Below are 26935 nucleotides of genomic sequence, written 5' to 3'. Positions count from 1 at the left end.
GGCCACCCCCGGTCCGTGCGCTTTTTCGAGGGGGCGGGCCCCCACTAAACTTCGTGGCCGCTCGGGCGCGTACCCGGCGCGGGGCGGTTGGACAGGGAGAAACGACAAGGTGGCAGCACCGAAGAAAGGCCGAGGCGCGGCCGGTGGACAGGGGAAGCCAGGGCGATCCCTGGCGCTGATCCTGATCGCCATGGTCGCGCTGACGGGCGGGATGTTCCTGGCCCACCAGCCGACGCCGAGACTCGGCATCGACCTGGCGGGCGGCACGTCCATCACGCTGGAGGCCAAGGCCGAGCCGGGCCAGGAATCGGCGATCAACAAGACCAACATGGACACCGCGGTCGAGATCATGAACCGCCGTGTCAACGGTCTTGGGGTCAGTGAGGCCGAGGTCCAGACCCAGGGCAGCAAGAACATCATCGTCAACATCCCCAAGGGCACGAACTCCGCCCAGGCCCGGAAGCAGGTCGGCACCACGGCCAAGCTCTACTTCCGGCCCGTGCTGACGATCGCCCAGGGAACGCCCACCCCGGCACCCAGCGCCTCACCCTCGGGCAAGGCCAGCGCGCCACCATCACCCAAGGCATCAGCATCGGAAGAGGCCTCGGACGGCGAGGAGGGTGAGCATGCCGGCTCCTCGACCGAGCCGTCCGCCTCCGCCACCGCCCAGGGCCGCGCCGTCACCGGCGCCCTGAAGGCCGACGCCTCCCCGACCCCGAAGGCCAGCCAGTCCGCGTCCGCCGAGGACGAGGCCGCCGCCGCGAAGCTGCAGAAGCAGTTCGAGGCGCTGGACTGCTCCACCAAGGAATCGCGCTCCAAGGCCGCCCGAGGCGGCAAGGCCGAGGACACGGTCGTCGCCTGCAGCTCCGAGGGCGACATCAAGTACGTGCTCGGCCCGGCCGAGGTCTCCGGCACCGAGGTCGACAGCGCCCGTGCCAACTTCGACCAGCAGCGCGGCATGTGGATCGTGCAGATGGAGTTCTCCGACAAGGGCTCCAAGCAGTTCCAGACGATCACCAAGAAGCTCTCCGCCCAGCAGGAGCCCCAGAACCAGTTCGCCATCGCCCTCGACGGCGAGGTCGTCTCGGCCCCCCGCGTCAACGAGACGCTGAGCGGCAGCGCCGAGATCTCCGGCAGCTTCAACCAGGAATCCGCCGAGGAACTGGCCAACGTCCTCTCCTACGGCGCCCTCCCGCTCTCCTTCAAGGAGCAGAGCGTCACCACCGTCACCGCCGCACTCGGCGGCGAGCAGCTGAGGGCCGGGCTCATCGCCGGTGCCATCGGCCTCGCGCTCGTGGTGATCTACCTGGTGGCCTACTACCGAGGACTCGCGTTCATCGCCCTCCTCAGCCTCCTGGTCTCCGGCATCCTCAGCTACACGATCATGTCGCTCCTCGGCCCCGGCATCGGCTTCGCGCTGAACCTGCCCGCCGTCTGTGGAGCCATCGTGGCGATCGGTATCACCGCGGACTCCTTCATCGTGTACTTCGAACGCGTGAGAGACGAGATCCGCGAAGGCCGCACGCTGAGGCCGGCCGTCGAGCGGGGCTGGCCGCGCGCCCGCCGCACCATCCTGGTCTCCGACTTCGTGTCGTTCCTCGCCGCCGCCGTGCTCTTCGTCGTCACCGTCGGCAAGGTCCAGGGCTTCGCGTTCACGCTGGGGCTCACCACGCTGCTCGACATCGTCGTGGTCTTCCTCTTCACCAAGCCGCTGCTGACGCTGATGGCCCGGAAGAAGTTCTTCGCCAGCGGCCACCCGTGGTCCGGTCTGGACCCGAAGCGCCTCGGGGCCAAGCCGCCGCTGCGCCGCTCCCGCCGCGTCAACGCCCCCACCGAACCGAAGGAGGCGTGAGATGTCGCGACTCGGGAATCTCGGCGCCCGCCTCTATCGAGGCGAGGTCGGCTACGACTTCATCGGCAAGCGCAAGATCTGGTACGGCGTCTCCGTCCTGATCACCATCACGGCCGTCCTCGGCCTCGTGGTCAGCGGCCTGAACATGGGCATCGAGTTCAAGGGCGGTGCCGTCTTCACCACCCCGAAGACGAGCGTCTCCGTCGCCGAGGCGGAGGACCTGGCCACGGAGGCCTCCGGCCACCAGGCCATCGTCCAGAAGCTGGGCAACGGCGGTCTGCGCGTCCAGATCACCGAGGTCGACACCCAGAAGTCCGACGAGATCCAGGACAAGCTCGCCGCCGACCTCGGCGTCCCGCGCGCGAAGATCGCCGCGGACCTCGTCGGCCCCAGCTGGGGCGAGCAGATCGCCAACAAGGCGTGGACCGGCCTCGGCATCTTCATGCTGCTGGTCGTCATCTACCTGGCGATCGCCTTCGAGTGGCGGATGGCCGTCGCGGCCCTCGTCGCGCTGATCCACGACATCACCATCACGGTCGGTGTCTACGCCCTGGTCGGCTTCGAGGTCACGCCGGGCACCGTGATCGGTCTGCTCACCATCCTCGGTTACTCCCTCTACGACACGGTCGTCGTCTTCGACAGCCTCAAGGAGGGCACGCACGGGATCACCCGGCAGACCCGGTACACGTACAGCGACGTCGCCAACCTCTCGATCAACAGCACGCTGGTCCGCTCGATCAACACCACGGTCGTCGCCCTGCTGCCGGTCGCCGGCCTGCTGTTCATCGGTGGCGGTGTGCTCGGCGCCGGCATGCTGAACGACATCTCACTGGCCCTCTTCGTCGGCCTCGCGGCCGGTGCGTACTCCTCGATCTTCATCGCGACCCCGCTGGTCGCGGACCTCAAGGAGCGCGAGCCGCAGATGAAGGCCCTCAAGAAGCGGGTCCTCGCCAAGCGCGCGGCAGCCGCCGCCAAGGGCGAGGCCAACGAGACGGAGGAGCCCGGCGAGGACGGGACCCTCGACGACGAGGCCGCACCCGCCGGTGCGGTCGTCGGCCAACGCCGTCAGCCCCGCCGGGGCCACGGCCGGACTCCGGGGAAGCGCTGATGACCAGCACCACCGAGACCACCAGGGACCTCCTGCTCAGCCGCATCCGTGACGTGGCGGACTACCCCAAGCCGGGCGTGATGTTCAAGGACATCACCCCGCTGCTCGCGGACCCGGTCGCGTTCACGGCGCTGACCGACACCCTCGCGGAGCTGTGCCTGCGGCACGGCGCCACGAAGATCGTCGGCCTGGAGGCCCGCGGCTTCATCCTGGCCGCGCCCGTCGCGGTCCGGGCAGGGCTCGGCTTCGTACCGGTCCGCAAGGCCGGGAAGCTGCCGGGTGCCACGCTCAGCCAGGCGTACGAGCTGGAGTACGGCACCGCCGAGATCGAGATCCACGCGGAGGACCTGTCCGCCGACGACCGGATCATGGTCATCGACGACGTCCTGGCCACCGGAGGCACCGCCGAAGCCTCCCTGGAGCTCATCCGCCGGGCCGGCGCCCAGGTCGCCGGGGTCGCCGTCCTGATGGAGCTGGGCTTCCTGGACGGCCGCGCCCGCCTCGCCGACCGCCTGGGCGGGGCCCCGCTGGAGGCCCTGATCACCGTCTGACAAGCGGCGGGACCACACCCGACGGGCACCCGGGAACAACCGGGTGCCCGTCGGCGTTCCACGAGCTCTCCCCGTCCCCGGGGGAGGACCGGCCACCGGGTCGTTACGATGGCCTTTCCGGGTGTCCGGATCGCACGAGGAGCGCTCTTGCCAGACGAGGCCCAGCCAGCCGCCGCCCCGCAGCCCGACAAGCCCGCGGCGGCCCCCGTCACGCCCGCGAAGCAGCAGCCCGCGGAGAAGCCGAAGCCCCCGGCGCCCCAGCCCGGCACGGGCCCGGCGCCCGCCGAGGCCAACGGACCCGCGCCCGCTTCCCCCGCCCAGCCGGCCGCACCCGCGCCGACCGCGCCCAAGCCACCCGCCAAGCCCACCGGGTCCGCCGCAGGCCAGGCGTCCCGCTCCGGCGGCTCGTCCAACCGCGTCCGGGCCCGGCTCGCCCGCCTCGGCGTGCAGCGCTCCAGCCCGTACAACCCGGTCCTCGAACCGCTGCTGCGCATCGTCCGCGGCAACGATGCCAAGACCGAGACGGCCACGCTGCGCCAGATCGAACGCGCCTACCAGGTCGCCGAGCGCTGGCACCGCGGCCAGAAGCGCAAGAGCGGCGACCCGTACATCACGCACCCGCTCGCCGTCACCACGATCCTCGCCGAGCTGGGCATGGACCCGGCGACCCTGATGGCCGGGCTGCTGCACGACACCGTCGAGGACACCGAGTACGGCCTGGACACCCTGCGCCGCGACTTCGGCGACCAGGTCGCCCTGCTCGTGGACGGCGTCACCAAGCTCGACAAGGTCAAGTTCGGCGAGGCCGCCCAGGCCGAGACCGTGCGCAAGATGGTCGTCGCCATGGCCAAGGACCCGCGCGTCCTGGTCATCAAGCTCGCCGACCGGCTGCACAACATGCGCACCATGCGCTACCTCAAGCGCGAGAAGCAGGAGAAGAAGGCCCGCGAGACGCTGGAGATCTACGCTCCGCTCGCCCACCGCCTGGGCATGAACACCATCAAATGGGAGCTGGAGGACCTCGCCTTCGCGATCCTCTACCCCAAGATGTACGACGAGATCGTGCGGCTGGTGGCCGAACGCGCCCCCAAGCGCGACGAATACCTCGCCGTCGTCACCGACGAGGTCCAGGCCGACCTGCGCGCCGCCCGCATCAAGGCCACCGTCACCGGACGGCCGAAGCACTACTACAGCGTGTACCAGAAGATGATCGTGCGGGGCCGCGACTTCGCCGAGATCTACGACCTGGTGGGCATCCGGGTCCTGGTCGACACCGTCCGCGACTGCTACGCCGCGCTCGGCACCGTCCACGCGCGGTGGAACCCGGTCCCCGGCCGGTTCAAGGACTACATCGCGATGCCCAAGTTCAACATGTACCAGTCGCTGCACACCACGGTGATCGGCCCCAGCGGCAAGCCCGTCGAACTGCAGATCCGCACCTTCGACATGCACCGCCGCGCCGAGTACGGCATCGCCGCGCACTGGAAGTACAAGCAGGAGGCCGTCGCGGGCGCCTCCAAGGTACGCACCGACGTCCCCAAGAACACCGGGCGCGGCCAGGACACCGTCAACGACATGGCGTGGCTGCGCCAGCTCCTGGACTGGCAGAAGGAGACCGAGGACCCCAGCGAGTTCCTGGAGTCGCTGCGCTTCGACCTCTCGCGCAACGAGGTCTTCGTCTTCACGCCCAAGGGCGACGTCATAGCGCTTCCGGCCGGGGCCACCCCGGTCGACTTCGCGTACGCCGTCCACACGGAGGTCGGCCACCGGACGATAGGAGCACGCGTCAACGGCCGCCTGGTGCCGCTGGAGTCCACGCTGGACAACGGCGACCTGGTGGAGGTCTTCACATCGAAGGCGGCCGGTGCCGGGCCCTCCCGCGACTGGCTGGGCTTCGTCAAGTCGCCGCGCGCCCGCAACAAGATCCGCGCCTGGTTCTCCAAGGAGCGCCGGGACGAGGCGATCGAGCAGGGCAAGGACGCCATCGCGCGGGCCATGCGCAAGCAGAACCTGCCGATCCAGCGCATCCTGACCGGCGACTCGCTGGTGACCCTGGCGCACGAGATGCGCTACCCCGACATCTCCTCGCTGTACGCCGCGATCGGCGAGGGCCATGTCGCCGCCGCCGGCGTGGTGCAGAAGCTGGTCCAGGCCCTCGGCGGCGAGGACGCGGCCAACGAGGACCTGGAGGAGAGCACCCCACCCTCGCGCAGCCGCAACAAGCGCCGCTCCAACGCCGACCCGGGCGTCGTCGTCAAGGGCGTCGAGGACGTGTGGGTCAAGCTCGCCCGCTGCTGCACCCCGGTGCCGGGCGACCCCATCATCGGCTTCGTCACCCGCGGCAGCGGTGTCTCCGTGCACCGCGCCGACTGCGTCAACGTCGACTCGCTCTCGCAGCAGCCGGAACGGATTCTGGAGGTCGAGTGGGCGCCCACCCAGTCCTCCGTCTTCCTGGTGGCCATCCAGGTCGAGGCCCTGGACCGCTCCCGGCTGCTGTCGGACGTCACCCGGGTCCTGTCCGACCAGCACGTCAACATCCTGTCCGCCGCCGTGCAGACCTCACGCGACCGGGTGGCCACCTCGCGCTTCACCTTCGAGATGGGCGACCCCAAGCACCTCGGTCACGTCCTGAAGGCCGTACGGGGCGTGGAGGGCGTGTACGACGTCTACCGGGTGACCTCGGCACGCCGCCCGTAGCCCCGCGTACGAGGAGAGGGCCCCTTCCCACACGAGCGTGGGAAGGGGCCCTCTCCTTGCGGGGGCGGCCGGGATCAGCCGCCGAACTCCTCCAGGCCCTTGAGCGCCTGGTCCAGCAGCGCCTGCCGGCCCTCCAGCTCACGGGCCAGCTTGTCGGCACGGGCGTTGTTGCCCGAGGCACGGGCCGTGTCGATCTGACCGCGCAGCTTGTCCACGGCGGCCTGGAGCTGGCCGGTCAGCCCGGCGGCACGGGCGCGCGCCTCCGGGTTGGTCCGGCGCCACTCGGCCTCCTCGGCCTCCTGGAGCGCCCGCTCCACCGCCTGCATCCGCCCCTCGACCTTCGGACGGGCGTCACGCGGTACGTGGCCGATGGCCTCCCAGCGCTCGTTGAGGCCCCGGAACGTGGCCCTGGCCGCCTTCAGGTCCGTCACCGGCACCAGCTTCTCGGCCTCGGCGGCGAGCTCCTCCTTGAGCTTGAGGTTCTCGCCCTGCTCCGCGTCCCGCTCCGCGAAGACCTCGCCGCGGGCCGCGAAGAAGACGTCCTGGGCACCGCGGAAACGGTTCCACAGGTCGTCCTCGGCCTCGCGCTGGGCGCGGCCGGCGGCCTTCCACTGCGTCATCAGGTCGCGGTAGCGGGCGGCCGTCGTCCCCCAGTCCGTGGACCCGGAGAGCGCCTCGGCCTCGGCGACCAGCCGCTCCTTGACCTTGCGGGCCTCCTCGCGCTGGGCGTCCAGCGAGGCGAAGTGGGCCTTGCGGCGCTTGGAGAACGCCGAGCGGGCGTGCGAGAAGCGGTGCCACAGCTCGTCGTCGGACTTGCGGTCGAGCCTGGGCAGGCCCTTCCACGTGTCCACCAGGGCGCGCAGCCGCTCGCCCGCCGAACGCCACTGCTCGCTGGCCGCCAGCTCCTCGGCCTCGGCGACCAGCGCCTCCTTGGCGCCCCGCGCCTCGTCGGCCTGCTTGGCCTTCTGCGCCCTGCGCTCCTCGCGCCGGGACTCGACCGTCGCGACGAGCGCGTCCAGCCGCTTGCGCAGCGCGTCCAGGTCGCCGACGGCGTGGTGCTCGTCGACCTGGGTGCGCAGGTGCTCGATGGCGGTCGTCGCGTCCTTCGCGGACAGATCGGTGTTCTTCACCCGCCGTTCGAGGAGGCCGATCTCGACCACAATGCCCTCGTACTTGCGCTCGAAGTAGGCCAGTGCCTCCTCCGGTGAACCGGCCTGCCACGATCCGACGACCTGCTCGCCCTCGGCTGTACGCACGTACACGGTGCCCGTCTCGTCGACACGGCCCCACGGGTCGCTGCTCACAGCGCCTCCTCCACCTGATGCCCGCGAGGGGATCACCCCCCTGGCATCGTCCACAGTTTCCTGGGGCGGGCAGCGCCCGCCCTGCACGACGTCAATCTAGGCGACGGGCCGCCCGGCTGTCCGCACTCAGCGCGGCCGGATTTATTAGGCCGCGACGGCGGCCCGCCGCGGAAATCACACCTTGTCGACGGTCAGCTTCGAAATGTTCACGGCCTTCTTCGGCGCACCGTCCGGGGCACCGCCCTCCGCACCGGCCTTGCCGACGGCCTCGACGATCTTCAGCGACTTCTCGTCCATCGTGCCGAACGGCGTGTACGTGGGCGGCAGCTTGCTGTCCTTGTAGACGAGGAAGAACTGGCTGCCGCCGGTGTGCGGCTGGCCGGTGTTGGCCATCGCCACCGTGCCCGCCGGGTACGTGACCCTGCCGTCGTCGGCCGCCTTGCCCAGCGCGGTCAGGTTCTCGTCGGGGATCGTGTAGCCCGGACCGCCGGTGCCGTCGCCCTTGGGGTCGCCGCACTGCAGCACGAAGATGTTCTCGGTGGTCAGCCGGTGGCACTTCGTCCCGTCGAAGAACTTCTTGTCGGCCAGCGCCTTGAAGGAGTTCGTCGTGTGCGGGGTCTTCGACGCGTCCATGGTGAACGCGATGTCGCCCTGGCTCGTGCTGAGCGACATCGTGTACTCGGCCTTCTTGTCGATCTTCATGGCCGGCTCCGGCTTCGCCTCCTCGGTGGGGGAGGGCGAGGCCTCGGCGGACGGGCTCTGGCTCGCCGCCGCGTCCGTCTTGTCCTTGTCGTCGTCCCCGCGGGTGGCGAAGTACGTCGCGCCGCCGATGACCGCCACCACGGCCACCGCCGAGGTGATCGAGAGGATCAGCCGCCGTGACCTGCGGCGGGCCTCCTCCCGGCGCTGCTGCTGCCGCTCGTACTTCTCCCTGGCGAGCTGCCGCCGCCGCTGATCGCTGCTGACCACCGGGTGTTCTCCTTGTACGTCGTGTGATCGGGCCTGGGTTGCCCCGTACGGTATATGGGTTAGCTGTGGAATGAGGAGCGCCGGTAGGCTCTGAACTGCTGTGACCCAGGTCGCCGCCGCTCCCGTTGGACGACCATTAAGGACGATCGTGCTGATTGCCGGGTTCCCCGCCGGGGCCTGGGGGACCAACTGTTACCTGGTCGCCCCCGCCGCGGGCGAGGAGTGCGTGATCATCGACCCCGGCCACCGGGCCGCCGAGGGCGTCGAGGAGGCGCTGAGAAAGCATCGGCTCAAGCCCGTCGCCGTCGTCCTCACCCACGGCCACATCGACCACGTCGCCTCGGTCGTCCCGGTGTGCGGCGCGCACGACGTCCCCGCCTGGATCCACCCCCGGGACCGCTACATGATGAGCGACCCGGAGAAGGCCCTCGGCCGCTCCATCGGGATGCCGCTCATGGGCGAGCTGACGGTCGGGGAGCCCGACGACGTCCGGGAGCTGACCGACGGGGCCCGGCTGGCGCTCGCGGGCATGGAGTTCGGCGTCTCCCACGCGCCCGGCCATACCAAGGGGTCGGTGACGTTCAGGATGCCCGAGACCCCGGAGGTCCCCCAGGTCCTCTTCTCGGGCGACCTGCTCTTCGCCGGCTCCGTCGGACGCACCGACCTGCCCGGCGGCGACCACGCCGAGCTCCTCGAGTCGCTGGCCCGCGTGTGCCTGCCGCTCGACGACTCGACGGTGGTGCTGTCCGGCCACGGCCCCCAGACGACCATCGGCCGCGAGCGCGCCACCAACCCGTACCTGACCGGTATGAGCGGTGCGGACGCGCCCCGGCGAGGAATGTGACGAGAGCGGAATCGTGAGCACCTTCAAGGCCCCCAAGGGCACCTACGACCTGACCCCGCCGGACTCCGCGAAGTACCTCGCGGTGCGGGAGGCGATCGCCGCCCCGCTGAAGAACTCCGGCTACGGCTACATCGAGACACCCGGCTTCGAGGACGTGGCCCTCTTCTCCCGAGGCGTCGGCGAGTCCACCGACATCGTCACCAAGGAGATGTACACCCTCACCACGAAGGGCGGCTCCCAGCTCGCCCTGCGCCCCGAGGGCACCGCGTCCGTGCTGCGCGCCGCGCTGGAGGCCAACCTCCACAAGCTCGGCAACCTGCCGGTCAAGCTCTGGTACTCCGGCTCGTACTACCGCTACGAGCGCCCGCAGAAGGGCCGCTACCGCCACTTCTCGCAGGTCGGGGCCGAGGCCATCGGCGCCGAGGACCCGGCGCTCGACGCCGAGCTGATCATCCTGGCCGACCAGGCGTACCGCGCGCTGGGCCTGCGCGAGTTCCGCATCCTGCTGAACTCGCTGGGCGACAAGGAGTGCCGCCCCGTCTACCGCGACGCGCTCCAGGGCTTCCTGCGCGAACTCGACCTGGACGAGGAGACCCGCCGGCGCATCGAGATCAACCCGCTGCGCGTCCTCGACGACAAGCGCCCCGAGGTGCGCGCGCAGCTGGCCGGCGCACCCGCGCTGCGCGACTTCCTGTGCGACGCCTGCAAGGCGTACCACGAGGAGGTCCGCGACCTGCTCAACGAGGCGGGGGTCGTGTACGAGGACGACGAGAAGCTCGTCCGCGGCCTCGACTACTACACGCGCACCACGTTCGAGTTCGTCCACGACGGCCTCGGCTCCCAGTCGGCGGTGGGCGGCGGCGGCCGCTACGACGGGCTCTCCGAGATGATCGGCGGCCCGGCGCTCCCGTCGGTCGGCTGGGCGCTCGGCGTGGACCGCACGGTCCTCGCCCTGGAGGCCGAGGGCATCGAGCTGGAACTGCCCGCCACCACCAGCGTCTTCGCCGTCCCGCTCGGCGAGGAGGCGCGCCGGGTCCTGTTCGGCGTCGTCAACCAGCTGCGCCGGGAGGGCGTCGCCGCGGACTTCGCGTACGGCGGGCGGGGGCTCAAGGGCGCGATGAAGAGCGCCAACCGCTCCGGCGCCCGGTTCACGATCGTGGCCGGCGAGCGCGACCTGGCCGAGGGCCACGTCCAGCTCAAGGACATGGAGTCCGGCGAGCAGACCCCCGTCCCGGTGTCCGACGTCGTGGCGGCGGTCCGCGCGCGACTCGGCTGAGACAGGGTTCCGGGGGCGGGCGACCGCTCCGCCCCCGGAACCCCCGCGTCAACGCGGTGAGTGCGGATTCATCCCGCACGGTGATTCCGTCCCCGCGCACGGTGACGCTCGCGGAGCGCCCGCCGGGAAGACGATCTCCCTCGTCAAGGCCGCGCGACCGGCCTCCCGTTCCCGCAGCCGCCCGCGGAAGTGCGCACACCTTTATCCGCATCGAACGGAAGAGCGGTCGGGCCGTACGGCACAATGACCCTGCCCCAGCAGGCTACTCAGTGACGGAAACGGCGATATGACGACTGCAGCGGTTGACCATCCCTCCTCCGACCAGGACGAGAGCGGCGGGACGCGCACCTTCGGCGGCAGCCGTGCGCTGGCCGTCCTGCTGGTGATCACGGGTGCCGCCGGAACGCTCGCCGCCTGGGTCATCACGCTCGACAAGCTCAAGATGATGGAGGACCCCTCCTTCATCCCCGGCTGCAGCCTCAACCCCGTGGTGGCCTGCGGCAACATCATGAAGAGCGAGCAGGCGTCCGCCTTCGGCTTCCCCAACCCCTGGCTGGGCATGGTCACCTACCCGGTGATCATCGGCATCGGCCTGGCCCTGCTCGCCGGCGCCCGCTTCCGCGGCTGGTACTGGCTCGGGATCAACGCGGGCACGCTGTTCGGCGTCGGCTTCTGCACCTGGCTCCAGTACCAGTCGCTGTACAACATCAACTCGCTGTGCCTGTGGTGCTGCCTGGCCTGGGTCGCCACCATCTTCATGTTCTGCTACGTCACCACGCACAACATCCGCGAGGGGATCATCCCCGCGCCCGCCTGGCTGCGCAACGGCCTCAGCGAGTTCCACTGGGTGCTCCCGGTGCTGTGGATCGGCATCATCGGCATGCTGATCCTGACCCGCTGGTGGGACTTCTGGACCAGCTGACCGGCGCGCCGCGTCCGACCGGCGCCCGCCACCGCACTGACAGTGCCCCCGGACCACCGGTCCGGGGGCACTGTCAGTGCGGTGGCTTAGGCTTCACGACGTGGAGCCCGACCTCTTTACCGCAGCCGCCGAAGACCGCCAGGAGAAGGACCCGTCCAGCAGCCCCCTCGCTGTCCGGATGCGTCCGCGCACGCTCGACGAGGTCGTGGGCCAGCAGCACCTGCTCAAGCCGGGCTCGCCGCTGCGCCGCCTGGTGGGCGAGGGCAGCGGGGGACCGGCCGGCCCCTCGTCGGTGATCCTCTGGGGCCCGCCCGGCATCGGCAAGACCACCCTCGCGTACGTGGTCAGCAAGGCGACGAACAAGCGGTTCGTCGAGCTCTCCGCGATCACCGCGGGCGTCAAGGAGGTCCGCGCCGTGATCGACGGCGCCCGCCGCGCCGCCGGCGGCTACGGCAAGGAGACCGTCCTCTTCCTGGACGAGATCCACCGCTTCTCCAAGGCCCAGCAGGACTCCCTGCTGCCCGCCGTGGAGAACCGCTGGGTCACCCTGATCGCCGCCACCACCGAGAACCCGTACTTCTCCGTCATCTCCCCGCTGCTCTCGCGCTCGCTGCTGCTCACGCTGGAGCCCCTGACCGACGACGACCTGCGCGGCCTGCTGCGCCGCGCCCTCACCGACGAGCGCGGTCTCGGCGGCGCGGTGACGCTCCCCGAGGACGCGGAGGAACACCTGCTGCGCATTGCCGGGGGCGACGCGCGCCGGGCGCTGACCGCCCTGGAGGCCGCCGCCGGAGCGGCGCTCGCCAAGCAGGAGGAGGCGATCACGCTCCTCACCCTGGAGGAGACCGTCGACCGCGCCGCCGTGAAGTACGACCGGGACGGCGACCAGCACTACGACGTGGCGAGCGCGCTGATCAAGTCCATCCGGGGCTCCGACGTGGACGCCGCCCTGCACTACCTGGCCCGCATGATCGAGGCGGGCGAGGACCCCCGGTTCATCGCCCGGCGGCTGATGATCTCGGCCAGCGAGGACATCGGCCTCGCCGACCCCACGGCGCTGCCCACCGCCGTCGCCGCGGCCCAGGCGGTGGCCCTGATCGGCTTCCCCGAGGCGGCGCTCACCCTCAGCCACGCCACCATCGCCCTGGCCCTCGCCCCCAAGTCCAACGCGGCCACGCTGGCGATCTCGGCCGCCCGCGAGGACGTCCGCAAGGGGCTGGCCGGCCCGGTCCCGGCCCATCTGCGCGACGGCCACTACAAGGGCGCCGCCAAGCTGGGCCACGCCCAGGGCTACGTCTACCCGCACGACGTGCCCGGCGGGATCGCCGCCCAGCGGTACGCGCCGGACGCGGTGGGCGACAGGCGGTACTACCGCCCCACGCGCTACGGCGCCGAGGCGCGGTACGCGGACGTGGTGGACCGGGTCAGGGAGCGCCTCGGCCGCACCCCCGCCGAGGACGGCGCGGACCAGGCCTGACCGATCAGCGCGCGGCCGCGGCGAAGAGGGTGTGCATCGCGTGGCTGAGTCCGGTCACGTCCCGCACCGGCTCCGGGAACTCGAAGCGCGCGTCGAAGCAGCCGCCGTCCCGCTCGACCACGCGCACCCGCAGCCCGAGCCGGTCCAGCGCCAGCGGCACCACGGCCGGCCGGTGCGCGGCGCAGGTGCACGAGGCCCGGCTGCCGAGCAGCCCGCTCAGCGCCGCCAGCTCCTCCGGGTGCGCCGCGTGCAGATGCTGGAGGAGGTCCGCCTCATGGGCGGCGAGCGGGTCGGGGGAGGCGTCGCGGAAGTCCTCCGCCGTCACGGACTCCGTCCCCCACAGGTCGTCGACGTACGCCTCGCCCGTCTCCAGCCGCAGCAGCATCCGGCCGGGACCCGCCATGCCGGGCACGGCGGTCAGCCGGCCGGCGATCCGGGCCCGGCCCCGGACGCGGTGGGGTACGGAGACCGGGGCGACGTCCGTGATCTCCAGCACGGCCGGCAGCTCGTCGTCCTGGGCGTGCGCGGCGGCGCGTACGACCGGGGAGACCTCGGGGAACTCCAGGAACAGATCGCCGTCCGGGCCCACGCCACGGGACAGCGGCATGAGCTGGTCCGAGCCCGCGGATTCGAGGCCGGGAACGAGCAGCACCGCGGAGCAGGTACTCTGTACGAGAGTTCGTGTGCGCTCGGCTGCTGACGGCATCCGTGTGATTTCAAGCCCGCTGGGACGCGGCTGACCACGATCTGATCGGTCCTCCGTCATCTCGACGCCTTCAGGCGCGTCGATGCTGTCTGTGCTGTCCGTGACGTGTGTGGTGTTCCCAGGGCGAGACATGCGATCTCCTTGAGTAAGGTGAGCCTAACCTAACCTACAACGGAGGTCTGGAGAACGTGCCTAATCAGTCGCGTCCCAAGGTCAAGAAGAGCCGCGCGCTCGGCATCGCGCTGACGCCGAAGGCGGTCAAGTACTTCGAGGCCCGCCCCTACCCGCCGGGCGAGCACGGCCGCGGCCGCAAGCAGAACTCGGACTACAAGGTCCGTCTGCTCGAGAAGCAGCGTCTGCGTGCGCAGTACGACATCAGCGAGCGCCAGATGGCGCGTGCCTACGACCGCGCCAAGAAGGCCGAGGGCAAGACGGGCGAGGCGCTCGTCGTCGAGCTCGAGCGCCGTCTCGACGCGCTGGTCCTGCGTTCGGGCATCGCCCGGACCATCTACCAGGCCCGCCAGATGGTCGTCCACGGCCACATCGAGGTCAACGGTGGCAAGGTCGACAAGCCGTCGTTCCGCGTCCGCCCGGACGACATCGTCATGGTCCGCGAGCGCAGCCGCGAGAAGCACCCCTTCCAGGTGGCCCGCGAGGGTGGTTACGCCACGGACGGCGAGACCCCGCGCTACCTGCAGGTGAACCTGAAGGCCCTGGCCTTCCGCCTTGACCGGGACCCGAACCGCAAGGAAATCCCCGTGATCTGCGACGAGCAGCTCGTCGTCGAGTACTACGCCCGCTGATCCAGGCGCAGTCGCTCTTCACCGGCGCTCAGGCCCGCCCCTTCCCGGCACTCCGGGAGGCGGCGGGCCTTCGCGTTCCGCCCCGCCAGCGCCCGCGCCACCGCCGCGTCCGGCCCCAGCTCCCGGCCCGCGCCCAGCTCCGCGGCGTACCGCGCCCCGCCCAGCTCCCGCAGGGCCAGCTCTTCGCAGCGCGCCCGGGGCGCCCCGTAGTGCGCCGAACCGAACAGCGGCAGCCCCACGGACGGCCAGATCCGGTCGGCGGCCCCCTGGAGCAGTGCCGCCTCCGCCGCGTCGCCCTCGGTCACCGTGACGAGCGCCAGCAGTTCGACGGCCAGTACGGTGCCGAGCAGGTCGTGGAACGTGTGGCTGATCGACAGCGACTCGTCCAGCAGCCGCCGGGCCCGCTCCGGACGCCCCCGCTCCAGGGCGGCGTAGGCCAGCACGTACAGCGCGTAGCTCAGGGCCCACCGCTCGCCGTGGTCCTCGCAGATGTCCCGGACCTCCTCGCAGATCGCCGCGGCCCGCTCGGTGTCGCCGAGGAAGCCGGTGGCCATGGCGAGCTCGACCTGCGCCATCAGGACGTTGCTGTTCAGCTCGCCCAGCTCCCGGTAGCGGGCGAGCGCGTCGCCCAGCAGATCCCGCGCGCGCTCCATGTCGTCGGTGACCAGCGCCAGGCACCCGGTGCGGTGCACGGCGTACGCGGCGGCCGCGGCGTCGCCCGCCGCCTCGGCCTCCTCCCGGCACTCCGTCAGCGCGGAGATCGCGGCCACCGGATCGCCCTGGACGACCGCGACATGGCCGAGCACCCACAGGGCCTTGAGCCGCGAGGCGTCGTACGGGGTGTCCTCCTCCAGTACGTGGTCCAGCCAGTGCCGGCCCTCGGACAACCGCCCGCAGCCCACCCACAGGAACCACAGCGTGCCCGCCAGGTACTGGGCGAGGTGCGCCTCCTGCGGACTCTCCAGCGAGCACTCCATGGCCCGGCGCAGATTGGGCAGCTCGCTCTCCACCCGCGCCGCCACCTCCGCCTGCCGGGGGCTGAACCAGTCCAGCTCGCACCAGGTGGCCAGCCCCAGGAACCAGTCGCGGTGCCTGCGGCGCAGCCGGTCGGCGTCCCCGGTGGCGGCCAGCCACTCCGCCCCGTACTCGCGGACGGTGTCCAGCATCCGGTAGCGGGTGCCGACGGGGGAGTCCTCGCGCAGCACCACGGATTGGGCGAGCAGCCCGGAGAGCACGTCCAGCACCGAGTCGGCGGGCAGCTCGGGGCCGCTGCACACGTACTCGACGGCCTCCAGGTCGAACTGCCCGGCGAAGACCGAGAGCCGGGCCCACAGCATCCGCTGCGGCGGGGAGCACAGCTCATGGCTCCAGCCGATCGCCGTACGCAGCGTCTGGTGCCGGTCGAGGGCGCCCCGGCCGCCGCCGGTCAGCAGCCGGAAGCGGTCGTCGAGCCGTTGCAGAACCTGCTCGGTGGACAGCGCCCGCAGCCGCCCGGCCGCCAGCTCCAGGGCCAGCGGAATCCCGTCCAGCCTGCGGCACAGCTCGCGGGCCGGGCCCCGGCTGCGGTCGGTCAGCCGGAAGTCCGGGCACACCCCGGCGGCCCGCTCGGCGAACAGCCGCAGCGCGTCCTCGTCGGTCATCGTGGCGAGCGGATGGACGCTCTCGCCCGGCAGCTCCAGCGGCAGCCGGCCCGCCGCGAGCACCCGCAGCCGGGGGGCGCGCCGCAGCAGCTCCCGTACCAGCGCGGCGCACTCGTCCACCAGATGTTCGAAACCGTCCAGGACCAGCAGGAGGCCGCGGCCGGCGCAGTGCTCGACGAGCGCCGCGCGGGGCGGCCGGGCGGTCTGGTCGGTCAGCCCCAGCGCCCCGGCCACGGCGTGTTCCAGCAGCCCGGCATCGCGCACGGCGGACAGCTCCACCAGCCAGACACCGTCGCAGTACCGTTTCTCCAGAAGTGCGGCGGCGCGGGTGACCAGCCGGGTCTTGCCGACGCCGCCCATCCCGGTGACCGTCACCAGCCGGGACTCCTCCAGCGACCGCGCCAGCGCGGCCAGCTCGCTCTCGCGGCCCACGAAGCCGTTCAGCTCGGCGGGGAGATTGCCCGGACACGGGTGCGCGGCGGTGTCGTCGCAGGCGGCCGGGGCACCGGAATCACCGGTGGGCGAAGAGGGGCGCTGAGGGCGTCGCATGAAACACGCAGAGTACTGGCTTGAAAGCACTCCGTACAAACGCGTCGCGCGGACACCCGCCGCACGACGGCTTATGCGGTACGGGGCGCGAGCCCCGGCGCGATAGGCTCGAGGGAGGCGACCGGCCGCCCCGGCGGCCCTCGCCGCAAAGCAGGAGAACAAGACAGACAGACGACAAGCAGAGAGCGCGGTGCACTGTGTCCGGTGGTGAGGTGGCCGGGATTCTGGTGGCCGTCTTCTGGGCGATCCTGGTTTCGTTCCTCGCCGTCGTGCTGGTGAGGCTCGCCCAGACGCTCAGGGCGACCACCAGACTCGTCGCGGACGTGACCGAACAGGCCGTACCGCTGCTCGCGGACGCCTCCGCGACCGTGCGCGCCGCGCAGACCCAGCTCGACAAGGTCGACGCCATCGCCACGGACGTGCAGGAAGTCACCTCCAACGCCTCCGCGCTCTCCACCACCGTCGCCTCCGCCTTCGGCGGCCCGCTGGTCAAGGTCGCCGCGTTCGGCTACGGGGTCAGGCAGGCCATCGGCCGCCGCTCCGCCCCCGAACCGGAAGCGCGCTCCGGGCGCTCGGTGATCGTCGGCCGGACCGTGCCGTCGGCACGCGCCCGGAAGCGCAACGGCCGTAATTCCCGCGGATCTAAGGACTGACGCAGCGATGTTCCGCCGTACGTTCTGGTTCACCGCCGGCGCAGCCGCCGGAGTGTGGGCCACCACCAAGGTCAACCGGAAGATCAGGCAGCTCGCCCCCGAGAGCCTCGCCGCGCAGGCCGCCGACAAGGCGGTCGTGGCCGGCCACCGGATCAAGGACTTCGCACTGGACGTCCGCGAGGGCATGGCCCGCCGCGAGGCCGAACTCGGCGAGGCGCTGGGCATCGAGGCCCCGGACACCCCCGCCCTGCCCGGCGGCGGCCCCGCCACCCACCCCACCCTTCCCTACCACTCGTACAACCGGAATGAGGACCACTGATGGAGTCGGCAGAAATTCGTCGCCGCTGGCTGAGCTTCTACGAGGAGCGCGGTCACACCGTTGTCCCTTCGGCGTCGCTCATCGCGGACGACCCGACTCTGCTGCTGGTCCCCGCCGGCATGGTGCCCTTCAAGCCCTACTTCCTCGGTGAGGTCAAGCCGCCCGCCCCGCGCGTCACCAGCGTGCAGAAGTGCGTGCGCACGCCGGACATCGAAGAGGTCGGCAAGACCACCCGGCACGGCACCTTCTTCCAGATGTGCGGCAACTTCTCCTTCGGCGACTACTTCAAGGAAGGCGCCATCGCGTACGCCTGGGAGCTGCTGACCGGCTCCGTGGCGGACGGCTGCTTCGGGCTCGACCCCGAGCGCCTGTGGATCACCGTCTACCTGGACGACGACGAGGCCGAGGCCATCTGGCGCGACAAGATCGGCGTCCCGGCCGAACGCATCCAGCGCCTGGGCAAGAAGGACAACTTCTGGTCCATGGGCGTCCCCGGCCCGTGCGGCCCCTGCTCCGAGATCAACTACGACCGCGGCCCCGAGTTCGGCGTCGAGGGCGGCCCGGCCGTCAACGACGAGCGGTACGTGGAGATCTGGAACCTCGTCTTCATGCAGTACGAGCGCGGCGCGGGCGACGGCAAGGAGGACTTCCCGATCCTCGGCGACCTGCCGTCCAAGAACATCGACACCGGCCTCGGCCTGGAACGCCTCGCGATGATCCTGCAGGGCGTCCAGAACATGTACGAGACCGACACCCTGCGCGTCGTCATGGACCGCGCCACCGAGCTGACCGGGGTGCGCTACGGCGCCGCCCGGTCCACCGACGTGTCGCTGCGCGTGATCGCCGACCACATCCGCACCTCCGTCATGCTCATCGGTGACGGCGTCACCCCCGGCAACGAGGGCCGCGGCTACGTGCTGCGCCGCATCATGCGCCGCGCCATCCGCAACATGCGCCTGCTGGGCGCCACCGGCTCCGTCGTCCGCGAGCTGGCCGAGGTCGTGATCGACACCATGGGGCAGCAGTACCCGGAGCTGATCACCGACCGCAAGCGCATCGAGACCGTCGCGCTCGCCGAGGAAGCCGCCTTCCTCAAGGCCCTCAAGGGCGGCACCAACATCCTGGAGACCGCCGTCACCGAGACCAAGGCCGCCGGCGGCACGGTCCTCGCCGGCGACAAGGCGTTCCTGCTCCACGACACCTGGGGCTTCCCGATCGACCTCACCCTGGAGATGGCCGCCGAGCAGGGCCTCTCCGTGGACGAGGACGGCTTCCGCCGCCTGATGCAGGAGCAGCGGGACAAGGCCAAGGCCGACGCCAAGGCCAAGAAGACCGGCCACGCCGACCTGTCCGCCTACCGCGAGGTCGCCGACAACTCCGGCGTCACCGAGTTCACCGGCTACACCATGACCGAGGGCGAGTCGACGATCGTCGGTCTCCTCGTCGACGGCGTGCCCTCGCCCGCCGCCACCGAGGGCGACGAGGTCGAGGTCGTCCTGGACCGCACCCCGTTCTACGCCGAGGGCGGCGGCCAGCTCGCCGACCAGGGCCGCATCCGGCTCGACAGCGGTGCCGTCATCGTCGTGCGCGACGTCCAGCAGCCGGTGCCGGGTGTCTCCGTGCACAAGGGCTCCGTCCAGGTCGGCGAGGTCATGGTCGGCGCCTCCGCGTACGCCGCGATCGACGCCACCCGCCGCCGCGCCATCGCCCGCGCCCACAGCGCCACCCACCTCACCCACCAGGCGCTGCGCGACGCGCTCGGCCCGACCGCCGCCCAGGCCGGCTCGGAGAACTCGCCGGGCCGCTTCCGCTTCGACTTCGGCTCGCCCGCCGCCGTCCCCGGCACGGTCCTCACCGACGTCGAGCAGAAGATCAACGAGGTGCTGGCCCGCGAGCTCGACGTGCAGGCCGAGGTCATGTCACTCGACGAGGCGAAGAAGCAGGGCGCCATCGCCGAGTTCGGCGAGAAGTACGGCGAGCGGGTCCGTGTCGTCACCATCGGCGACTTCTCCAAGGAGCTGTGCGGCGGCACGCACGTGCACAACACCGCCCAGCTCGGCCTGGTCAAGCTGCTCGGCGAATCGTCCATCGGCTCCGGGGTGCGCCGCATCGAGGCCCTCGTCGGGGTGGACGCGTACAACTTCCTCGCCCGGGAGCACACGGTCGTCGCCCAGCTCCAGGAGCTGGTCAAGGGCCGCTCCGAGGAGCTGCCGGAGAAGATCGCGGGCATGCTCGGCAAGCTGAAGGACGCCGAGAAGGAGATCGAGAGGTTCCGCGCGGAGAAGGTCCTCGCGGCCGCCGCCGGTCTCGCCGAGTCCGCGATCGACGTCCGGGGCGTCGCCCTGGTCACCGGCCAGGTGCCGGACGGCACCTCCGCCGACGACCTGCGCAAGCTCGTCCTGGACGTGCGCGGCCGCATCCAGGGCGGCCGCCCGGCCGTGGTGGCGCTGTTCACGACCGCCAACGGGCGCCCGCTGACCGTCATCGCCACCAACGAGGCGGCCCGCGAGCGCGGCCTCAAGGCCGGTGACCTCGTCCGCACCGCCGCCAAGACCCTCGGCGGCGGGGGCGGCGGCAAGCCGGACGTCGCCCAGGGCGGCGGCCAGAACCCGGAGGCGATCGGCGACGCCGTCGCCGCCGTCGAACGCCTCGTCACCGAGACGGCGTGACGCCGGACATGCCGCAGATGCGCCGCGGTCGCCGGCTGGCGATCGACGTCGGGGACGCCCGGATCGGGGTCGCCTCGTGCGACCCCGACGGCATCCTGGCGACGCCGGTGGAGACCGTGCCGGGACGCGACGTCCCGGCCGCCCACCGGCGGCTCGGCCAGCTCGTCGCCGAGTACGAGCCGATCGAGGTCGTCGTCGGCCTGCCACGCTCCCTGGGGGGCGGTGAGGGCCCGGCGGCCGCCAAGGTCCGCGCCTTCGCCCAGGTCCTCGCCCGAGCGGTCGCACCCATTCCGGTGCGGCTCGTGGACGAGAGGATGACCACAGTGACGGCCACGCACGGGCTGCGCGCTTCGGGCGTGAAGTCCAAAAAGGGCCGGTCCGTCATCGATCAGGCTGCCGCTGTGGTGATCCTCCAGAACGCTCTGGAATCCGAGCGGGTGTCGGGCAGTCCACCGGGCGAAGGCGTCGAAGTGGTGGTCTGATCGCAATACGGTAACGTTCCGCGCGATGCGGCGGTGTTCGAACATGCACCGCACACCGAAGAGGCGGAACAGCGTCTCGCGGCTCAAGGGGATCGATGACTGAGTATGGCCGGGGCCCCGGCTCCGAACCGTGGCATCCCGAGGACCCCTTGTACGGGGACCAGGGGTGGGGCGGCCAGCAGCCTGCCCACGGCCAGGCCCCGTACGACGGCCAGTACGGCGCTCAGCAGCAGTACCCGCAGGGCCAGTACGACCCCTATCAGCAGCAGGCGCACGACCCGTACGCGCAGCAGCAGCAGCACCAGCAGCATCAGCAGCCCGACCCGTACGCCCAGCAGCAGTACCAGCAGCAGGCGCACGACCCGTACGGGCAGCAGCAGGCGCACGACCCCTACGCACAGCAGCCGCAGCAGCCCGGCTACGACACCGGCTGGGACACCGGCGGTCAGACGATGCCGCCGTACGACGGCGGTCCCGCCGCCTCGTACGGCTACGGCGAGACGAACGACTACTACGGAACGCCCGACGCCTACCCGCCCCCGCAGCCGCCCGGCCACCGCGAGCCCACGCCCGCCGAGGCGCCGGAACCGGCCCGGGACTGGGACCCGGAGGAGCCGCCGGAGGAGACCCATCCCTTCTTCACCGGTACGGACGAGAAGGACGACAAGGCTCCCAAGGACGACGACTACGACGACGAGGACGAGGACGACCCGCGCGAGTCCCGGCGCGGGAAGGGCGGCGACCGCCGGGGCAAGGGCAAGAAGAAGAAGAACCGCGGCGGCTGCGCCTGCCTGGTCCTCTCCGTCGTCCTGGTCGGCGGCGTCGGCGGCGTCGGCTACTTCGGATATTCGTTCTACCAGGACCGGTACGGCCCGGCGCCCGACTTCTCGGGCAGCGGCTCCGGCTCGGTTGAGGTGGAGATCCCGAAGGGCGCGTACGGCTACGACATCGGGAACATCCTCAAGAAGGCGGGCGTGGTCAAGAGCGTCGACGCCTTCGTCTCGGCGCAGAACGAGAACCCGAAGGGCAAGTCGATCCAGGCGGGTGTCTACCTGCTGCACTCGCAGATGTCGGCGGCCGAGGCCGTGAAAATGATGGTGGACCCGAAGAGCCAGAACCTCCTGGTCATCCCGGAGGGCACCCGCAACGTCGCCATTTATGCGCTGCTGGACGAACGGCTCGGCCTCGACAAGGGAACGACCAAGAAGATCGCCAAGTCCAAGAGCGGTGAACTGGGTCTGCCTGACTGGGTGAGTAAGAACAAGGACGTCAAGGACCCGCTCGAAGGCTTTCTCTATCCGGCCGCGTACCCGTTGACGAAGGAGACCAAGCCGGAGGCGATGCTCAAGAAGATGGTCGAGCGGTCCAACGAGGAGTACAAGAAACTCGACCTCCAGGGAACGGCCAAGAAGTTCAAACTCGACGGCCCCTGGCAAGTACTCACGGTGGCCAGCCTCGTTCAGGCGGAAGGTCTGACGCATGACGACTTCCGCAAGATGGCGGAAGTCGTCTACAACCGGCTCAAGCCGAACAACACGGTGACGAACCGGAAGCTCGAATTCGACTCCGCGTACAACTATCTTACGAACCAGAGCAAGATCAAGATCGGTTCGAATGAGATCCGTACCAATCCCGATCCGTACAACACTTATTACCATGCCGGCCTGCCGCCCGGTCCCATCGGCAACCCCGGGGACGAGGCCCTGCGCGCGACGCTGAGTCCTACCAGCGGCGGCTGGATGTTCTTCATCTCGCTCGACGGGAAGAAGACCCAGTTCACCAAGACGGCGGCCGAGCACGAGAAGCTCAACGAGAAGTTCAAGGAAAAGCATGGCCTTCAATGACGGGCCGCGCCGCGCGGCCGTTCTCGGTTCGCCCATCGCCCACTCGCTCTCCCCGGTCCTGCACCGGGCCGCGTACGCCGAGCTGGGGCTCGACCACTGGTCGTACGACCGGTTCGAGGTCGACGAGCAGGCGCTGCCCGGCTTCATCGAGGGGCTGGACGGCACCTGGGCGGGGCTCTCGCTCACCATGCCGCTCAAGCGCGCCGTCATCCCGCTGCTCGACGGAATCAGCGACACCGCCGCCTCCGTCGAAACGGTCAACACCGTGATCCTCGGCGAGGACGGCCGCCGCACCGGTGACAACACCGACATCCCCGGCATGGCCGCCGCCCTGCGCGAACGCGGCGTCGAGAAGGTGGAGTCCGCCGCCATCCTCGGCGCAGGCGCCACCGCGTCCTCCGCCCTGGCCGCGCTGGCCGGAATCTGCGCCGGACCCGTCACCGCCTACGTGCGCAGCGACGCCCGCGCCGAGGAGATGCGCGGCTGGGGCGAACGGCTCGGCGTCGACGTGCGCACCGCCGACTGGGCCGACGCCGACCGCGCGCTGACCGAACCCCTCGTCATCGCCACCACCCCCGCCGGCGCGGCCGACGCGCTGGCCGGGGCCGTCCCCGAGCACCCCGGCACGCTCTTCGACGTGCTGTACGAGCCGTGGCCCACCCGGCTCGCCGCAGCCTGGGCCGCACACGGCGGCGCGGTCGTCGGAGGCCTCGACCTCCTCGTCCACCAGGCCGTCCTCCAGGTGGAGCTGATGACGGGCCGCTCACCGGCTCCGCTCGCCGCCATGCGCAAGGCCGGGGAAGCGGCGCTGGCCGCCCGCTGACGCCCGCACCGTCCGTCTGCTGGACCGGCGGCGGGTCCGGGGTCCCGGCCGTGGGAGGATCGAGGGCGGCGGGCCAGGGCCGCGCACCCGGTCGCGCCGCTGGATTTTCAGGCGCGAGCATGAGGAGCACCGTTGAGCAGGTTGCGCTGGCTGACCGCGGGGGAGTCGCACGGCCCCGCACTGGTGGCGACGCTGGAGGGCCTTCCGGCCGGCGTCCCGGTCACCACGGAGATGGTGGCGGACGCGCTCGCCCGGCGGCGGCTCGGCTACGGGCGCGGTGCGCGGATGAAGTTCGAGCGGGACGAGGTCACCTTCCTCGGCGGCGTCCGGCACGGTCTCACCATGGGCTCCCCGGTCGCCGTGATGGTCGGCAACACCGAGTGGCCCAAGTGGGAGCAGGTCATGTCGGCCGACCCGGTCGACCCGGAGACGCTGGCCGCCCAGGCCCGTAACGCCCCGCTGACCCGGCCCCGCCCCGGCCACGCCGACCTCGCCGGCATGCAGAAGTACGGCTTCGACGAGGCCCGCCCGGTCCTGGAGCGCGCCAGCGCGCGGGAGACCGCCGCCCGCGTCGCCCTCGGTGCCGTCGCCCGGTCCTACCTCAAGGAGACCGCCGGCATCGAGATCGTCAGCCACGTCGTGGAGCTGGCCGCCGCCAAGGCGCCGTACGGGGTCTACCCCGTCCCCGCCGACGTGGAGCGGCTCGACGCCGACCCGGTCCGCTGCCTCGACGCCGACGCGAGCAAGCGGATGGTCGCCGAGATCGACCAGGCCCACAAGGACGGCGACACGCTCGGCGGCGTCGTCGAGGTGCTGGCCTACGGCGTGCCGGTCGGCCTCGGCTCGCACGTGCACTGGGACCGCCGCCTCGACGCCCGCCTCGCCGGCGCGCTCATGGGCATCCAGGCCATCAAGGGCGTCGAGGTCGGCGACGGTTTCGACCTCGCCCGGGTGCCCGGCTCGAAGGCGCACGACGAGATCCTGGCGACCGAGGACGGCATCAAGCGCGCCTCCGGCCGGGCCGGCGGCACCGAGGGCGGCCTCACCACCGGCGAACTGCTGCGCGTGCGCGCCGCCATGAAGCCGATCGCCACCGTGCCGCGTGCCCTGGCGACCGTCGACGTCGTGACCGGCGAGCCCGCCAAGGCGCACCACCAGCGCTCCGACGTCTGCGCCGTCCCGGCCGCCGGCATCGTCGCCGAGGCGATGGTCGCCCTGGTCCTGGCCGACGCGGTGGCGGAGAAGTTCGGCGGCGACAGCGTCCCCGAGACCCGCCGCAACGTGCGCTCGTACCTCGACAACCTCCAGATCCGATGAGCGGTCCGCTGGTCGTCCTGGTCGGCCCGATGGGCGTCGGCAAGTCCACGGTCGGCGAACTGCTCGCCGCCCGGCTGGGCGCCGCCTACCGGGACACCGACGCCGATGTCGTCGCGAGCGCGGGCAAGCCCATCGCCGAGATCTTCTACGACGAGGGCGAGGACCACTTCCGGGCCCTTGAGCGGGACGCCGTCCGCGCCGCCGTCGCCGAGCACACCGGCGTCCTCGCGCTCGGCGGCGGGGCGATCCTGGACCCGTCCACCCGCGCCCTGCTCGCCGGCCACCCGGTCGTCTACCTCTCCATGGACGTGGAGGAGGCGGTCCGCCGGGTCGGCCTCGGCGCCGCCCGCCCGCTGCTCGCGGTCAACCCGCGCCGGCAGTGGCGCGAGCTGATGGACGCCCGCCGGCACCTCTACACCGAGGTCGCCCGCACGGTCGTCGCCACCGACGAGCGCACACCCGAAGAGGTCGCCCAGGCGGTCCTCGACGCACTGGAGCTGCCGGACGGAGCCCCGTCCGGCCAGGAGAACACACCATGACCGAGCAGGCACCCATCCGCGTCGCCGTCGCCGGCAGCGCGGGCTCCGATCCGTACGAGGTACTGATCGGCCGGCAGCTCCTCGGCGAGCTGCCCGCACTCATCGGCGAGCGCGCCAAGCGCGTCGCGGTCCTCCACCCGGAGGCCCTCGCCGAGACCGGCGAGGCGGTCCGCCAGGACCTCGCCGGTCAGGGCTACGAGGCCATCGCGATCCAGCTGCCCAACGCCGAGGAGGCCAAGACCGTCGAGGTCGCCGCCTACTGCTGGAAGGCGCTCGGCCAGACCGGCTTCACCCGCACCGACGTCATCGTCGGCGTCGGCGGCGGCGCCACCACCGACGTCGCGGGCTTCGTCGCCGCCTCCTGGCTGCGCGGGGTGCGCTGGATCGCCGTACCGACGACCGTGCTCGGCATGGTCGACGCGGCGGTCGGCGGCAAGACCGGCATCAACACCGCCGAGGGCAAGAACCTCGTCGGCGCCTTCCACCCGCCGGCCGGGGTCCTCTGCGACCTGGCCGCCCTGGACTCGCTGCCGGTGCACGACTACGTCTCCGGCCTGGCCGAGATCATCAAGGCCGGTTTCATCGCCGACCCGGTGATCCTCGACCTGATCGAGGGGGACCCGCAGGCGGCCCGTACGCCCGCCGGACCGCACACCGCCGAGCTGATCGAGCGCTCGGTGCGGGTCAAGGCCAAGGTCGTCTCCAGCGACCTCAAGGAGTCCGGGCTGCGCGAGATCCTCAACTACGGCCACACCCTGGGCCACGCGATCGAGAAGAACGAGCGCTACAAGTGGCGCCACGGCGCCGCCGTGTCGGTCGGCATGGTCTTCGCCGCCGAACTGGGCCGGCTGGCCGGCCGCCTGGACGACGCCACCGCCGACCGGCACCGCGCGGTCCTGGAGTCCGTGGGGCTGCCGCTCACCTACCGCGGCGACCAGTGGCCCCGGCTGCTGGAGAACATGAAGGTCGACAAGAAGTCGCGCGGCGACCTGCTGCGCTTCATCGTCCTGGACGGCCTCGGCAAGCCCGCCGTCCTGGAGGGCCCCGACCCGGCCGTGCTGCTCGCCGCCTACGGGGAGGTCTCGGCATGAGCCGCCGGGTCCTCGTGCTCAACGGCCCCAACCTCGGCCGGCTGGGCTCCCGCGAACCCGATGTCTACGGCGCCACCTCGTACGCCGGTCTCGTCGAGACGTGCCGCGCGCTGGGCAAGGAGCTGGGCTTCGACGTCGACGTCCGCGAGACGAACGACGAGGGCGAGCTGATCCGCTGGCTCCACGAGGCCGCCGACGGATCACTTCCGGTCGTTCTCAACCCGGGCGCCTTCACGCACTACTCGTACGGGATGCGGGACGCGGCCGCCCAGCGCACCGCCCCGCTGATCGAGGTGCACATCTCCAACCCGTACGCACGGGAGGAATTCCGCCACACCTCGGTGGTCGCCCCGGTCGCCACCGGGACCGTGGCCGGATTCGGCATCGGCTCCTACCGGCTCGCCCTGCGCGCCCTGGCGGAGGAACTCGCGGACTGACCGTCCCCGGCGAGGCACCTCGGGGCACTTCGGGCGCTCCCCGGCCGTTGTTCCAGTGGCGGC

The 26935-nt window shown here is 71.4% G+C and carries 23 protein-coding genes; 19 read left to right on the top strand and 4 right to left on the bottom strand.

From position 1 onward, the window contains the following. The first annotated feature begins 109 nt into the window (after positions 1 to 109). The 4 genes from secD (at position 110) to OG710_RS03525 (ending at position 6208) form a co-directional block, all read left to right on the top strand. The gene (gene secD / locus OG710_RS03540) at positions 110 to 1852 is read left to right on the top strand and encodes a protein translocase subunit SecD (protein WP_330238039.1); all 1743 of its coding nucleotides are present in this window, start codon (positions 110 to 112) and stop codon (positions 1850 to 1852) included. A gap of 1 nt (position 1853) precedes the next feature. Further along, positions 1854 to 2960: a protein translocase subunit SecF gene (gene secF / locus OG710_RS03535; RefSeq protein WP_330238038.1), complete on the top strand. Its 1107-nt coding sequence runs from the start codon at positions 1854 to 1856 to the stop codon at positions 2958 to 2960. Then, on the top strand, positions 2960 to 3511 hold the full coding sequence (locus tag OG710_RS03530) for an adenine phosphoribosyltransferase (RefSeq protein ID WP_330238037.1): 552 nt from the start codon (positions 2960 to 2962) through the stop codon (positions 3509 to 3511). The genes secF and OG710_RS03530 overlap by 1 nt, the downstream gene beginning before the upstream one ends. A 147-nt stretch (positions 3512 to 3658) precedes the next feature. Continuing rightward, the gene (locus OG710_RS03525; protein ID WP_330238036.1) at positions 3659 to 6208 is read left to right on the top strand and encodes a RelA/SpoT family protein; all 2550 of its coding nucleotides are present in this window, start codon (positions 3659 to 3661) and stop codon (positions 6206 to 6208) included. Between the two features lie 74 nt (positions 6209 to 6282). On the opposite strand, the gene OG710_RS03520 is transcribed toward OG710_RS03525, so the two are convergent. Both OG710_RS03520 and OG710_RS03515 read right to left on the bottom strand, forming a co-directional pair. Further along, positions 6283 to 7512 carry a DUF349 domain-containing protein gene (locus OG710_RS03520; protein WP_330238035.1) on the bottom strand — a complete coding sequence of 410 codons (1230 nt, stop codon included), beginning with the start codon at positions 7510 to 7512 and terminating at the stop codon, positions 6283 to 6285. Positions 7513 to 7686: 174 nt separating this feature from the next. Next, complete coding sequence (locus OG710_RS03515; protein ID WP_330238034.1) at positions 7687 to 8481, bottom strand: peptidylprolyl isomerase; 795 nt, start codon at positions 8479 to 8481, stop codon at positions 7687 to 7689. 148 nt (positions 8482 to 8629) lie between these two features. Between OG710_RS03515 and OG710_RS03510 the strand changes: the two genes are divergently transcribed. The 4 genes from OG710_RS03510 (at position 8630) to OG710_RS03495 (ending at position 13000) form a co-directional block, all read left to right on the top strand. Beyond that, a complete protein-coding gene (locus tag OG710_RS03510; RefSeq protein WP_330238033.1) occupies positions 8630 to 9325 on the top strand; it encodes an MBL fold metallo-hydrolase in 696 nt (231 codons plus the stop codon). 13 nt (positions 9326 to 9338) lie between these two features. Next, the gene (gene hisS, locus OG710_RS03505; RefSeq protein ID WP_330238032.1) at positions 9339 to 10601 is read left to right on the top strand and encodes a histidine--tRNA ligase; all 1263 of its coding nucleotides are present in this window, start codon (positions 9339 to 9341) and stop codon (positions 10599 to 10601) included. Between the two features lie 286 nt (positions 10602 to 10887). Next, on the top strand, positions 10888 to 11523 hold the full coding sequence (locus OG710_RS03500; RefSeq protein ID WP_330238031.1) for a vitamin K epoxide reductase family protein: 636 nt from the start codon (positions 10888 to 10890) through the stop codon (positions 11521 to 11523). 100 nt (positions 11524 to 11623) lie between these two features. After that, positions 11624 to 13000 (top strand): replication-associated recombination protein A, encoded by a 1377-nt coding sequence (locus tag OG710_RS03495; RefSeq protein WP_330238030.1) that lies wholly within the window; start codon positions 11624 to 11626, stop codon positions 12998 to 13000. Positions 13001 to 13004: 4 nt separating this feature from the next. Here the strand turns inward: OG710_RS03495 and OG710_RS03490 are convergent, their stop codons facing one another. After that, on the bottom strand, positions 13005 to 13706 hold the full coding sequence (locus tag OG710_RS03490; RefSeq protein ID WP_330238029.1) for a DUF2470 domain-containing protein: 702 nt from the start codon (positions 13704 to 13706) through the stop codon (positions 13005 to 13007). A 188-nt stretch (positions 13707 to 13894) separates the two neighbouring features. Between OG710_RS03490 and rpsD the strand changes: the two genes are divergently transcribed. Further along, a complete protein-coding gene (gene rpsD / locus OG710_RS03485; RefSeq protein ID WP_111333917.1) occupies positions 13895 to 14509 on the top strand; it encodes a 30S ribosomal protein S4 in 615 nt (204 codons plus the stop codon). On the opposite strand, the gene OG710_RS03480 is transcribed toward rpsD, so the two are convergent. After that, entirely contained in the window at positions 14497 to 16698 is a 2202-nt protein-coding gene (locus tag OG710_RS03480) for an ATP-binding protein (RefSeq protein WP_330238028.1), read from the bottom strand. The two genes, rpsD and OG710_RS03480, sit on opposite strands and share 13 nt — an antisense overlap. Positions 16699 to 16910: 212 nt before the next feature. Here OG710_RS03480 and OG710_RS03475 point away from each other — a divergent pair, with 212 nt between their 5' ends. The 10 genes from OG710_RS03475 (at position 16911) to aroQ (ending at position 26872) form a co-directional block, all read left to right on the top strand. Beyond that, entirely contained in the window at positions 16911 to 17351 is a 441-nt protein-coding gene (locus OG710_RS03475; RefSeq protein WP_111333918.1) for a DUF948 domain-containing protein, read from the top strand. A gap of 7 nt (positions 17352 to 17358) precedes the next feature. Next, complete coding sequence (locus OG710_RS03470) at positions 17359 to 17670, top strand: DUF6167 family protein (RefSeq protein ID WP_330238027.1); 312 nt, start codon at positions 17359 to 17361, stop codon at positions 17668 to 17670. Then, on the top strand, positions 17670 to 20339 hold the full coding sequence (alaS, locus tag OG710_RS03465; protein WP_330238026.1) for an alanine--tRNA ligase: 2670 nt from the start codon (positions 17670 to 17672) through the stop codon (positions 20337 to 20339). The genes OG710_RS03470 and alaS overlap by 1 nt, the downstream gene beginning before the upstream one ends. Before the next feature lie 8 nt (positions 20340 to 20347). After that, complete coding sequence (gene ruvX, locus OG710_RS03460) at positions 20348 to 20821, top strand: Holliday junction resolvase RuvX (RefSeq protein WP_330242144.1); 474 nt, start codon at positions 20348 to 20350, stop codon at positions 20819 to 20821. Positions 20822 to 20916: 95 nt separating this feature from the next. Further along, entirely contained in the window at positions 20917 to 22665 is a 1749-nt protein-coding gene (gene mltG, locus OG710_RS03455; protein WP_330238025.1) for an endolytic transglycosylase MltG, read from the top strand. Beyond that, a complete protein-coding gene (locus tag OG710_RS03450) occupies positions 22652 to 23488 on the top strand; it encodes a shikimate dehydrogenase (RefSeq protein ID WP_330238024.1) in 837 nt (278 codons plus the stop codon). Before mltG ends, OG710_RS03450 begins: the two co-directional genes overlap by 14 nt. A gap of 132 nt (positions 23489 to 23620) precedes the next feature. Continuing rightward, entirely contained in the window at positions 23621 to 24805 is a 1185-nt protein-coding gene (gene aroC, locus OG710_RS03445) for a chorismate synthase (protein WP_330238023.1), read from the top strand. Beyond that, positions 24802 to 25344 carry a shikimate kinase gene (locus OG710_RS03440; protein ID WP_330238022.1) on the top strand — a complete coding sequence of 181 codons (543 nt, stop codon included), beginning with the start codon at positions 24802 to 24804 and terminating at the stop codon, positions 25342 to 25344. The genes aroC and OG710_RS03440 overlap by 4 nt, the downstream gene beginning before the upstream one ends. Continuing rightward, entirely contained in the window at positions 25341 to 26435 is a 1095-nt protein-coding gene (gene aroB / locus OG710_RS03435; protein ID WP_330238021.1) for a 3-dehydroquinate synthase, read from the top strand. The genes OG710_RS03440 and aroB overlap by 4 nt, the downstream gene beginning before the upstream one ends. After that, complete coding sequence (aroQ, locus tag OG710_RS03430) at positions 26432 to 26872, top strand: type II 3-dehydroquinate dehydratase (RefSeq protein WP_330238020.1); 441 nt, start codon at positions 26432 to 26434, stop codon at positions 26870 to 26872. The genes aroB and aroQ overlap by 4 nt, the downstream gene beginning before the upstream one ends. The last annotated feature ends 63 nt before the right edge of the window (positions 26873 to 26935 follow it).

It is taken from the genome of Streptomyces sp. NBC_00525 (assembly GCF_036346595.1).
Lineage (GTDB): Bacteria > Actinomycetota > Actinomycetes > Streptomycetales > Streptomycetaceae > Streptomyces.
The sequence above is the reverse complement of the archived record's forward strand: the minus strand, read 5'-3'. Positions and strand labels throughout refer to the sequence as shown.